Genomic DNA, 11390 nt, shown 5'->3' on the forward strand with positions numbered 1-11390 from the left:
CCCCGGGGACGTCCCTCAGTCGTCGATGCCCGAGCGTTCCACCCCCGCCACGATGTACCGCTGCAGGAACAGGAAGACCACGAGCAGCGGCAGGATCGACACGGCGGCGGCCAGGAACAGCTCGTGGAGGTTGACGGTCTGGGCGGTGGTGAACGTCGACAGCGCCACCTGCACCGTCCAGGAATCGCGGCCCTGCCCGATGACCAGCGGCCACAGGAAGGCGTTCCAGGCGCCGATGAAGACGATCGTGCCGACCGCCGCGAAGACCGGCCGCGAGTTGGGCACGACCACCCGCCAGAAGGTGCGCCAGTAGCCGAGCCCGTCCACCTGGGCGGCGTCCTCCAGCTCGCGGGGGAAGCCCAGGAAGTACTGGCGGAAGACGAAGCAGGCGAACGCGCTGAAGAGCGTCGGCACGATCAGCCCGCGCAGCGAGGAGACCCAGCCGAGCGAGGAGACCAGCACGAACGACGGCACGAACGTGACCGCCGCCGGGACCATCAGGGTGCCCACGATCGCGTAGAAGACGGCGTTCGCGTGCCGGTAGGGGATGCGGGCCAGGCCGTAGCCGGCGAGGGAGGCGAGCAGCAGCGTGCCGGCGGTGGTCGCCACGGCGATCAGCGAGGAGTTCAGCAGGGCGTGCGCCATGGGCACGTCCGGGTCGGCGAACAGCTCGCGGACGTTCGACCAGTGCGGGTCGCGCGGGAAGAGCGTCCAGTCCGGTGCGGTGATCTCCGCCTCGGAGGCCAGCCCGTTGCGGACGAGCAGGTAGAAGGGGATCAGGAAGAGCGCGGCCAGCGCGATCAGCAGCGCCAGCCGCAGCGCGCGCCCGGCGCGCACGAGGGCGTCGTCCACGGTGTCAGTACTCCTCTCTGCGACCGAGCCCCGACCAGCGGGCCTGCACGACGGTCACCACCAGGATGATCAGGGCCAGGATCACCGCGCCCGCGCTGCCCAGGCCCAGGTCCTGACCCTGGCCGAGCGCGGTGTAGTACAGGTGGACGAGCGGCGGGCGGGCGTAGGGCGGGTAACCGCGGGCGCCGGAGAGCAGGTTGTAGAACTCGTCGAACGCCTGGAAGGCGCCCACGACCAGCAGCAGCACCACGGCCACCGAGGTGGTGCGCAGGGCCGGGAAGGTGATGTGCCGGAACGTCTGCCACCCCGGCCGGGCGCCGTCCAGCGCCGCGGCCTCGTACAGCCGCACCGGGATGCGCTGCAGCCCCGCCAGGAACAGCAGCATGTAGAAGCCGGCCTGCAGCCAGAGCCGCACGGTGATGATCACGAGCCAGTACCAGGGCGGGTCGGTGGCCGCCAGCCAGGCGACCGGCTCCGCGCCGAACCAGCCGAGGACGGTGTTGGCCAGTCCGAAGCGCACGCCGTTGAAGACCGACATCTTCCACACCATCGCGGCCACGACGTACGAGCAGGCGGCCGGCAGGAAGAAGACGGACCGGAAGAACGCCTGGGCGAACCGCAGCCGGTTCACCGCCAGGGCCAGGCCGAGGGAGAGCGCGTAGGTGGCCGGCACGATGAAGGCGGTGAACACCGTGAAGGTCAGCAGCGAGGAGCGGAAGGCCGGGTCGCCCAGCATCGCCGTGTAGTTGCCGAAGCCCACGAAGTCCGTGGGGGAGACGGTGTTGTGGGCGTCGAAGAAGCTGAGGTACACGCTCCAGGCGAGCGGTACGTACGTGAAGAGGGCGAGCCCCGCTACGAACGGGCCGACGAACGTCCAGAACCAGAAGGTACGGTTCCGCTGCCGTCGGCGCTCGCCGCCCGGCGCGCTCATGACCCCTTCCGCATGCGGCGCAGCTCGGCCTCGGCCTTGCGGACGGCCGACTTGAGCTCGGTGGCGGGGTCGGCACCGCCCTTGATGATGCGGTTGAGGGCGTCCTGATAGGTGGTTTGGCTCGGCGGCGTCCATAAAAGGGGCTGCGCCGGGAAGCCGTGGTCCGTGGTGAAACGGACGATCTCGGCCGCCGGCCCGTTCCTGAGCCGGTCCGCCCGCGCGGCCAGGGAGGTGCGGGCGGGGATGTGGAAGCCGTAGGAGAGGGCGAAGTCCTCCTGGAGGTCGGTGCGCTCGACCCACAGCCACTTCACGAAGGCCCTGGCCGCGTCCCGGTGCCCGCTGCGGGCGCTCACGGCCGCCGACCACGCCCCCACCGGCACGGCGGGCCGCCCGGCCGGCCCGTCCGGTGGGAAGGGCAGCACCCCGAAGTCCTCGCCGTGGGCCCTCTTGATCTGCGGCAGGGCCCACAGCCCGGACCACTGCATCGCTGTGAGTCCCTGCACGAAGGCCGACGGGTCGGCCCAGTCGGTGGGCGCGCCCAGCAGCAGCGACTTGTCGGCGTAGAGCCGGTGCAACGTGCCGAGGGTGCGGGCGGCGGCGGGGTCGTCGAAGCCCACCGCGCCCTCGTCGGTCACGAGCGAGAGCCCGGCGGCGTGCAGGGGAGTGCCGCCGAGGACGCCGGCGCCCCCGTCGTTGCCGAGGAAGAGACCCTTGACCTTGGCGGTCGTGAGCCTTCCCGCCGCGTCGACCAGCTCGTCCAGGGTGCGCGGCGGCCGCACCCCGGCGGCCTGCAGCAGGCTCTTGCGGTAGTAGAGCACCTGCGTGTCGACGAGCTGCGGAACGCCCCAGACGCGGCCGTCGTAGGTCTTGGGCGCGAGGACGGCCTGGCCGAAGTCGCCCTTGACATCGGCGATCACGTCGGTCAGATCGACGATCTGCCCGCTGTGGATCTGGTCGAGCGTCGGGCCGCTCACCTCCAGGACGTCGGGGCCCGAGTCGGTCAACAGGGCGGCCGAGGACTGCTGTTCGTAGTTGCCCGGCCGCCACTCCACCCGGACGTCGGCATCCTTGTACGCGGCGGCGTACCGGCCGACGGCCTGCCGGGTGCCCGCCTCCCCGTACTGGTGGTACCACTGCGACAGACGAGGCCGGCCCGAACCACCGCCGCCACGACCGGTGTTCGTGCCGCAGGCGGTGGCGAGGCCGCCCGTCAGTGCGAGGCCGGCGGCACCGGCCATGAGCGTTCTGCGGTTGATCGGCATGGTCGGCTCTCCCTCGGCGTGCGGGACCGTACGGATCAACGATCAACGATGGAGGGCGATGGCGACAGGGCCGTTACCGCCGCGTGCCGGCCTTCCCGGGCGCGGCCCGCCCCGGGCCCGGCTGCCGGGTGTCGATCCGCCGGGTGTCGATCCGGAAACGCAGCCGGCAGATCACCGCATCGGTGTCCCGGCGGACCGCGTGGGCGACGACGGCACCGCGCTGGTTCTGCAGCAGCCGCTGCCACAGGTGCGCGGGCTCCACCTCGGGGATGAGCACCGTGACCCGGTTGTCGGGGTGCCGCCCGGCCAGCTCGTGGACGTACGCGACGATCGGGCGGCCCAGGGCGCGGCCGGGGGCGGGCAGTTCCACGAGGTCGACGCCGGGGCTCCACAGCTCCCAGTCGCGGCGCAGCGACTCCGCCGCCCGCCGCCCCTCCGCGTCGGGCTGGGTGACGGTCACGGCCACCACCTCGTCCCCGAGCGACACCGCGGCGGTCAGAGCCTTGCTGGTCAGCCGGGACAGCGAGGAGACGGGCACGACGACCACCGAGTGGCAGCGCCGCGGGGCCTCCGGCACCCGGCCCAGCTCCAGGCGCTCGCCGATGCGCGCGTACGCCCGGTGGACCGCCTCGAAGGCCAGCACCAGCACGGGGAGCGCCACGACGATCAGCCAGGCGCCCTCGGCGAACTTCGTGGCCGTGACCACCACGGCCGACACACCGGTCAGCACGGCCCCGAAGCCATTGACCAGCGCCTTGCCGCGCCACCCGGCGGAACGTTCCTGCCGCCAGTGGCGGACCATGCCCACCTGGCAGAGGGTGAAGCCGACGAACACCCCGATCGCGAACAGCGGCACCAGCGTGTTGACGTCCCCGCCGGAGAAGACCAGCAGCAGCGCCGAGACGGCCGCCAGAGCCAGCACGCCGTGCCGGTGGACCTGGCGGTCGGCCTTCAGCCCGAAGACGTGCGGCAAGTAATTGTCGCGGGCCAGCAGGCCCATGAGCACCGGCAGCCCGCCGAAGGAGGTGTTCGCGGCCAGTGCCAGCAGCACCACGGTCGCGAACTGCACCACGTAGAAGGCCCCGTTGTGCCCCAGCGAGGCGTCCGCGAGCTGCGCGAGGACGGTGACGCCCTCCACCGGCTGGAGGTGGAAGCGGCCGATGAGGACGGACAGCCCGATCAGCATGACGCCCAGCAGCGCACCCAGCGCGACCTCCGTGCGCTGGGCGCGGCGGGTGGCCGGGGCCCGGAAGGACGGCACGGCGTTGGCGACCGCCTCCACGCCGGTGAGCGCGGAGCAGCCGGCGGCGAACGCCTTCAGCAGGAGCAGGGCGCCGACGGTCGTGGCGTCGCCGGCCAGGGCGGACGCATGGCCGGCGGCGGCCTCGGTGCTCACGGGCGCGTCACGGAAGAGGCCCACGACGATCAGGACCAGGATCGAGCCCACGAAGACGGCGGTCGGCACGATGAACGCCCTCGCCGAGTCCACGATGCCGCGCAGGTTCACGCCCGTCACCAGGGCCAGCACGCCCAGGCAGATCCCCAGCCGGTCGCCGTACAGGGAAGGGAAGGCGGAGGTGAGGGCGGCGACGCCGGCGGTCACCGAGACGGCCACGTTCAGCACGTAGTCCAGGACGAGGGACGCCGCGGTGAACAGGCTCGTCCGCCGGCCCAGGTGCCGCTTGGCGACGGCGTACGACCCGCCGCCGTCGGGGAACGCCGCGATGACCTGCCGGTAGGAGGCGACGAGCACGGCCAGCAGGGCCGCGATGGCGAGCGTGACCGGCAGTGTGAACCCGAGGCCGTGCGCCCCGGCCGCCGCCAGCACGAGAACGATCGCCTCCGGCCCGTACGCCACCGACGCCATCGCATCCAGCGACAGGGCCGCGAGGCCCTGGGTGGCGGTCAGCCGGTACCGGTCCTCCGCGGCGGTCCGCGCGGCGCCGGTATCCGGCGGTTCCTCACCCGTACCCGAGGTGTGCTCCGAGTGGGCCAGTATGGACATCTTTTGTCGTACCTCCGATGTGTCGGAGGCTCAGACTGCGCCGGTGCTGCCGGGGCCGCTCCCGGCCTTGGCGGCCTCTTGGCGCAATTCGGCGCGATCCGTACGCGTTCTTGACGCCGTGCGAGGTCAGGGCGTCAGCATGCCGCAAGGATTGGCCAAGACCGCGTCAGCGCGGCGTCAACATTCGCCGGGGTGCCCGCCCGGCGCCTCTAGCGTCACCACCATGGGACGGCGACAGACATTACGGGCGCGTGCGCGCGTGCGCGAGGCTTACGGCCGGCACCACCCCAAGGCACGCCCGTCCGCGGGCGACGCGCCCGGCAGCGTCCGGGCCTGGGACCGCAACTGGCGGCGCGAGGCGCGCACCGCCTGGTGGTGCGGGCTGTCGCTCGGCGGGGTGCTGCTCCTCGCCGACCTCGCCCGCGGCGGCCTCGACTGGCAGCGCGGCTGTTCCTGGACGGCCATCGGCGCGGCGCTCGTCGCCGTGCTGCGGCCGCCGCGGATCACCGCCGGAGAGGACTGGCTGGCGGCGCGCGGCCTGCTGCGCGAGCACCGCGTGCGCACCGACCTGCTCACCCAGGTGCGGCGCGCCGACGGCGTCGCACCCCGGCTGGTCCTGCGCGACGTCGGCGGCAACCGCGTCGAGCTGGACCCGGCGGTGCTCGCCGCCAACCCGCTGCTGTGGCACCGCCTCGACGCCGGCGCCCGTCGCTCCCGCGAGCGCGGCCTGCTGCGCGAGGGCGCGGTGCCGCTGGCCGCGCTGGCGGCCCGCATCGACGGGGAGGGCGCGCGGAGGCTGCTGAAGTCCGCGGGGCTGGAGTAGAGGCAGGTCCTGGGCCGCCCGGCCTGGAGCGGGACGGGCTCCGGCCCGCACGCCTGGAGCGGGACAGGCCCCGGCTCGTACGGCCTTGAGCCGACGGGCCTGGTCCGTCCGGCGGGGCGGACGGTGCCCCGTCACCCGTAGACGACCCCCGTCAGCCGCTCCGACGCCGCCCAGAGCCCCGCGCTCGCCCGGTCGTCCAGCGTCCACCGCGCCCGCACCGAGCGCACGGGCGCGCCGCGCCACAGCTGCACGCGCGGCCCGAAGAAGTCGTCCTGCCGCACGTCCGGTGCGGTGGCGGCGTACAGCGACGGCAGCGCGCCCTCCTCCGGGCTCTGCGCGACGGCGCGGTTGAGCAGCTCGGCGCCCTTCTCCCGCCAGGCGCGCTCCTCCATCCGGGCCCCGGCCGTCTGCAGGTTGGTCGCCGCGTAGCCGGGGTGCGCCGCGGCCGCCACCACGTCCGAGCCCTCCGCCGTCAGCCGCCGGGCCAGCTCGTGCACGAAGAGCAGGTTCGCGCTCTTGGAACGGCCGTAGGCGATCCAGCGCCGGTAGCGGTGCTCCATCTGCAGGTCCCGCGGATCGACCGTGCCCAGGAAGTGCAGCCCGCTGGAGACGGTGACCACCCGCGCCCCCGGAGCGGCCGCGCGCAGCCGGGGGAGGAGCAGCCCGGTCAGGGCGAAGTGGCCGAGGTGGTTGGTCCCGAACTGCATCTCGAAGCCGTCCACCGTCCGGCGGTGCGGCAGCGCCATCACCCCGGCGTTGTTGACCAGCAGGTCCACCCGGTCCTCCGCGAGGTCCTCCGCGAAGGCCCGTACGGAGCCCAGGTCGGCGAGGTCCAGCTGTGCGAGCCGCACGTCGGCGCCGGGCGCCTGGGCCCGCATCAGCTCCTCGGCCGCCTTGCCGCGCGTCGCGTCCCGGCAGGCCAGCACCACCCGCGCACCGCGCCGGGCGAGCTCCCGGGCGGTGACGTAGCCGATGCCGCTGTTGGCGCCGGTCACCACGGCGGTGCGGCCGCTCTGGTCGGGGATGTCGCTCGTGCTCCAGCCGTTCATCGTCCGCTGTACTCCTGTCTCACGAGGGGCGCCGGCCCGGCACCACGGGGGGACCGTGCTACGACCGGTGCCCGGCGATGGCCAGGCGCACCAGCATGCCGACCAGTTCACGGTCGTCGACCCCCGCCCAGTACCCCTGGCGTCCCGCCAGCAGCGCGCTGGTGAGGTCGTCACCGGGCTCGGCGCGGCGGCGGGCGACGACGCGGCCGAGGACGTGGGCCATGTCGCGCTCGATGGCCGTCGTTTCGGCCGTCGACGCCGCACCGGCCAGCATGCCGGTCATCCGGTGCAGGTTCTCCCGTAAACCCGGGTCGACGCCCAGGAGGTCGCAGGCGGCGACTGCCCCTTGGGCATCGGTGCGGTGGGACGTGACGGTGCTCTGCAGCATGCTGACTCCCGGGGCTGAGGCGGCGGGTGAGGTCATGCAGGCCATGCTGCCCCGCCAAAGCCGTCCGACTCCCCCAAAACGCCGGGAGTTTGGCAAGACGACTCGACATTCGGTCACCGGAGCGATGCGGGCGCGCCTCCGCGCGTCCGGTCCCGGCGCCCGGGGGCACGGCCCTCCACGCGGTGCCCGTACGATCCGCCGGTGACCCCGGACATATCCCTGACAACGCTGATCGTGCTCTGTCTGGCCGCGGCCGCGGCCGGATGGATCGACGCCGTGGTGGGCGGGGGCGGCCTGCTCCAACTCCCCGCGCTGCTCGTGGGACTGCCGCACACGGCGCCCGCGCACATCCTCGGCACCAACAAGGCCGTCGCCATCTGCGGCACGACCGCCGCCGCCGTCGCCTACGCCCGCAAAGCCCCCCTGGACCTGCGCACCGCCGTGCGCATCGGCCTCGCCGCGCTCGGCGGCTCGCTGGCCGGGGCGTTCTTCGCCTCCGGCATCAACAGCGCCGTCCTGCGCCCCCTGATCATGGCCGTGCTGCTGGCGGTCCTCGCCTTCGTCCTGCTGCGGCCCGCCTTCGGCACGGCCGTGGCGCCGGCCGCCCCGGTGACACGGCGCCGCGTGCTGGCGGCCGTCCTGGTGGCCGGGCTCGGCATCGGCTTCTACGACGGGCTCATCGGCCCCGGAACCGGCACCTTCCTCGTGCTCGCGCTGGCCGGGATCCTGCACATGGACCTCGTCGCCGCCTCCGGCACCGCCAAGGTCGTGAACGTCTGCACCAACGTGGGCGCACTGGTGACCTTCACGGCCCAGGGCGCCGTCCTGTGGCAGGTGGCGGCGCCGATGGCCGTCTTCAACCTCGCGGGCGGCGCGGTGGGCGCGCGCATGGCGCTGAAGCGGGGGAGCGGCTTCGTGCGGGGCGTGCTGGTCGTGGTGGTCGTGTCGCTGGTGTGCAAGCTGGCGTACGACCAGTGGGGCGGCTGAGGGTGCCTGAGGGCGGACGAGCCGGACGATTCCGGCGGGAGGGGCGGTTCCGGCGGGACGGGCAGGGGCGGCCGGGGCAGGGTTGACGGATTTGTCGTGCATTCGTACGACCGACAGTGCGGAAAGCAGTCCGGTGCACGGCGATCCGGTGCCGTGCGGTTAGCCTGTCGACTACCTTCCCGACGTGCTGGGGGTGACTGTGCCTTTCTCCCGGTGGAGCCGGGCCCGATGGGTCCGGGCCGTCCTCGCGGGGCTGTACGTGGTCGCCCTTGCGGCCGCCGTCCCCCGGGGCGCCGGCGGACACGGGCGCGACGGCAGCTGGTCGAGCGAGGAGGCCCGGCGGTTCTGGGGCCCGACGAGGATGTCCGCCGCGGACGGCGACGACGGCCGGGACGCCGACGAGCCGGCCCAGCGCATCACCGGCAGCGCCCGCCACTTCGACGGCGTGCCCACCGTCGGGGTGCTGTTCTACGTCGGCGAGGACATGCGGGACCACCACTGCACCGCCAGCGTGGTCCACAGCCCCAAGGGCAACCTCATCATCACCGCCGGCCACTGCGGCCTCGGCGAGGACGCGGCCTTCGTCCCGGACTACCGCCGGGGCGAGCGCAAGCAGCCCTACGGGGTGTGGGCCGTCGACCGCGCCTTCGTGGACCCGCGCCGGGACGACTACGGCGACGGCTCCGACCTGGACTTCGCCTTCGCCACCGTCAGACCCGACGGCCGCGGCCGCACGATCGAGCGCGTCACGGGCGCCAACCGTCTGGTCCGCACCCCCGGCGACGTCAACCGCGTCACCGTGATCGGCTATCCCAGCGCCGACAGCGACCCCGCCGACCAGGCCGTCCGCTGCACGACCATGACGAGCCGGCTCCCGGGCCACCAGCAGCTCACCATGCGCTGCGAGGGCTTCTTCTCCGGCACCTCGGGCAGCCCCTGGCTGACCCACTTCGACGAGCGGACGAGAACGGGCGACCTGATCGGCGTCCTCGGCGGCCTCAACGGCGGCGGCCCCGACGGCGAGGACAGCGACCGGATCTCGTACAGCCCCCTGAACGGCGACGAGATCTTCAAGTTGTACCTGGACGCCATCAACGACCGCGAGCCCCGGCGGGCCTGACCGCGCACCCGTGACGGGAACCCGCCAGTGGCGGCGTTCCGGGGGCGCGGCGCGGTGGTGCCCGGCACGGTGTCCTTCTCACCCACAGGAGGGGGCCGGCCGTGCAGGGAGCGGGAAAGCAGCGCAGAGCGTGGAAGCGTAAGGGAGCCGTCGTCACCGCGGCGTTGGCCCTGGCCCTGCTGGTTCCGGCCGGAACGGCCGCCGCGGGGAACACCGGGCCGGCGCCGGCCGGCCGGGCGGGCGCCACCCGCGGCGACGACGACCCGGCCCGGCACCGGCTGCGCGCCCGGGTGCTCGCCACGCTGGAGGGCACCGATGCCGCCCGCGCCCTCAACCGGCACGGCGACGTCGTCCTGCGCGAGGCGTCGGGCGGGGCCGGCGTCTGGAACCCGGTGACGGGACACCGCCGGGCCCTCCAGGGGCAGGGTGTGCCCATGGACATCACCGACGACGGCCGGGTCGTGGGGGTGTCGGGGACGGAGCTGGCGATGTGGGCCCCCGACGGGGCCATGACCTCCCTCGGCATCCCCCCGGGCGAGGAGCGGGTCGGCGTGGCGTCGCTGGGGGAGGACGGCACGGTCCTGCTGTCGGCGTCCCACATGGTCCTGCCGCCGATGGGCGGGCACCCGCGCCCCCTGACCGCCCGCTACCGCTGGCAGGCCCGAACGGGCTTCCAGCGCATCGCCGGACCCGACGACGGATACCCCCGCGCCCTGAACGACGAAGGACTGATCGTCGGCCTGGGACCCACCCACGGCACCGCCTGGCGCCCCGACGGCGGGACCGACACGTACACCGGATCGTCCGCCGAGGTCTCCCGGACCTGGCTCAACGCGGTCAACAACAGCGAGGTGGCGGTCGGCGGACAGGAGCGGCCGGGCCGCAGGTTCACGGCGACGCGCTGGACCGCCCCCGACACCCCGCAGGAGCTGGCCGACCTGGGATTCGGCGGCGAGGCCCGGCTGATCAACGACCGCGGCTGGATCACCGGCAGCGTCCGGACCGGCACCGAAGTGCTCGACAGCGTTCCGGCGGTGTGGGACCCGCGCGGCAACGTGCACCGGCTGGACGGGATGCTGAGCCTGCCTCAGGGCACCGTGCTGGACGGCATCGAGGCGGTCAACGACCGCAACCAGATGCTGGTGCTGGTCCGTGAGGCATCCGGTCCGCGCTGGCAGACCCTGGTCGTCCAGCTCGACTGAAGGGACCGGCGGGCCCCCGTCAGCCCGCCAGCGCCCGTTCCACCCCGGGCTCGTGCGGGCCGAGGAACGCGGGCCGGGGCCGCACGAACGCGTCCAGCGCGGCCTTGCCCGCCGCGAAGACCTCGCGCGCCCCGCCCGCGTACCAGGTGATGTCGTGCTTCGCGGTCACCCCGACGCCGTAGGAGTCGATGCCGGCCGCCTTGCACAGCGCCAGCGCGCGGCGTATGTGGAAGTCCTGGGTGATCAGCACCGCCCGCTGCACGCCGAAGACGCGCTGGGCACGGGTGCACGAGTCCCAGGTGTCGAAGCCGGCGTAGTCGCTGACGATGCGGTCGTTGGGCACCCCGCGCTTCGTCAGATACGCGCGCATGGCGTCCGGTTCGTCGTAGTCCACGCGGCTGTTGTCCCCCGTCACGAGCACCACGCGGATCGTGCCCTTGCGGTAGAGCTCCACCGCGGCGTCCAGCCGGTGGGCGAGGTACGGGGACGGCTTGCCCTGCCACAGGCCCGCGCCGAAGACCATCGCCACCGGTGCCTGCGGCACCTCGTCGATGGCCCGGATCCTGGGCGTACCGGCCGCGTACACCCAGGTGGCGGGCAGCAGCGCCAGCACGCTGGACGCCATCACCACCCACAGCGCGCGCCGCCTGCCGCCCCTGGTCGCCGGCAGCCGCAACCGCAGCAGCAGCCGTAGACGACGGCACGCCATGCGCACCGGACCCGCCGCATTCATGAGACCTCCCCGTTCGGGAGAGATCAACGCCGCAGCGC

Annotated in this window: 11 protein-coding genes; 4 read left to right on the top strand and 7 right to left on the bottom strand. The window is 73.7% G+C overall.

What is annotated here, in order from left to right:
• Positions 1 to 15: 15 nt before the first annotated feature.
• The 4 genes from IE182_RS14780 to IE182_RS14795 all read right to left on the bottom strand — a co-directional run bounded on the left by IE182_RS14780 (position 16) and on the right by IE182_RS14795 (position 5050).
• Positions 16 to 852, bottom strand: a complete 837-nt coding sequence (locus IE182_RS14780) for a carbohydrate ABC transporter permease (RefSeq protein WP_190110246.1) — start codon at positions 850 to 852, stop codon at positions 16 to 18.
• A gap of 4 nt (positions 853 to 856) precedes the next feature.
• Positions 857 to 1783, bottom strand: a complete 927-nt coding sequence (locus tag IE182_RS14785) for a carbohydrate ABC transporter permease (protein ID WP_190110247.1) — start codon at positions 1781 to 1783, stop codon at positions 857 to 859.
• Complete coding sequence (locus IE182_RS14790; protein ID WP_190110248.1) at positions 1780 to 3045, bottom strand: ABC transporter substrate-binding protein; 1266 nt, start codon at positions 3043 to 3045, stop codon at positions 1780 to 1782. Before IE182_RS14790 ends, IE182_RS14785 begins: the two co-directional genes overlap by 4 nt.
• Positions 3046 to 3118: 73 nt before the next feature.
• Positions 3119 to 5050, bottom strand: a complete 1932-nt coding sequence (locus IE182_RS14795) for an APC family permease (RefSeq protein ID WP_190110249.1) — start codon at positions 5048 to 5050, stop codon at positions 3119 to 3121.
• Positions 5051 to 5309: 259 nt separating this feature from the next.
• Between IE182_RS14795 and IE182_RS14800 the strand changes: the two genes are divergently transcribed.
• A complete protein-coding gene (locus IE182_RS14800; RefSeq protein ID WP_229844812.1) occupies positions 5310 to 5873 on the top strand; it encodes a hypothetical protein in 564 nt (187 codons plus the stop codon).
• Positions 5874 to 6004: 131 nt separating this feature from the next.
• Here the strand turns inward: IE182_RS14800 and IE182_RS14805 are convergent, their stop codons facing one another.
• Positions 6005 to 6922: an oxidoreductase gene (locus IE182_RS14805; protein WP_190110250.1), complete on the bottom strand. Its 918-nt coding sequence runs from the start codon at positions 6920 to 6922 to the stop codon at positions 6005 to 6007.
• Between the two features lie 58 nt (positions 6923 to 6980).
• Positions 6981 to 7310, bottom strand: coding sequence for a cytochrome P450 family protein (locus tag IE182_RS14810; RefSeq protein ID WP_190110251.1), 330 nt, complete (start codon positions 7308 to 7310; stop codon positions 6981 to 6983).
• Positions 7311 to 7511: 201 nt separating this feature from the next.
• Here IE182_RS14810 and IE182_RS14815 point away from each other — a divergent pair, with 201 nt between their 5' ends.
• The 3 genes from IE182_RS14815 (at position 7512) to IE182_RS14825 (ending at position 10619) form a co-directional block, all read left to right on the top strand.
• A complete protein-coding gene (locus IE182_RS14815) occupies positions 7512 to 8297 on the top strand; it encodes a TSUP family transporter (protein WP_190110252.1) in 786 nt (261 codons plus the stop codon).
• A 184-nt stretch (positions 8298 to 8481) separates the two neighbouring features.
• Positions 8482 to 9417 carry a trypsin-like serine peptidase gene (locus tag IE182_RS14820; protein WP_229844814.1) on the top strand — a complete coding sequence of 312 codons (936 nt, stop codon included), beginning with the start codon at positions 8482 to 8484 and terminating at the stop codon, positions 9415 to 9417.
• Positions 9418 to 9518: 101 nt separating this feature from the next.
• Entirely contained in the window at positions 9519 to 10619 is a 1101-nt protein-coding gene (locus IE182_RS14825) for a hypothetical protein (protein ID WP_190110253.1), read from the top strand.
• A gap of 19 nt (positions 10620 to 10638) precedes the next feature.
• On the opposite strand, the gene IE182_RS14830 is transcribed toward IE182_RS14825, so the two are convergent.
• Positions 10639 to 11352 (bottom strand): SanA/YdcF family protein, encoded by a 714-nt coding sequence (locus IE182_RS14830; RefSeq protein WP_229844815.1) that lies wholly within the window; start codon positions 11350 to 11352, stop codon positions 10639 to 10641.
• Between the last annotated feature and the right edge of the window lie 38 nt (positions 11353 to 11390).

Source organism: Streptomyces cinnamoneus, assembly GCF_014650495.1.
GTDB lineage: Bacteria > Actinomycetota > Actinomycetes > Streptomycetales > Streptomycetaceae > Streptomyces > Streptomyces cinnamoneus.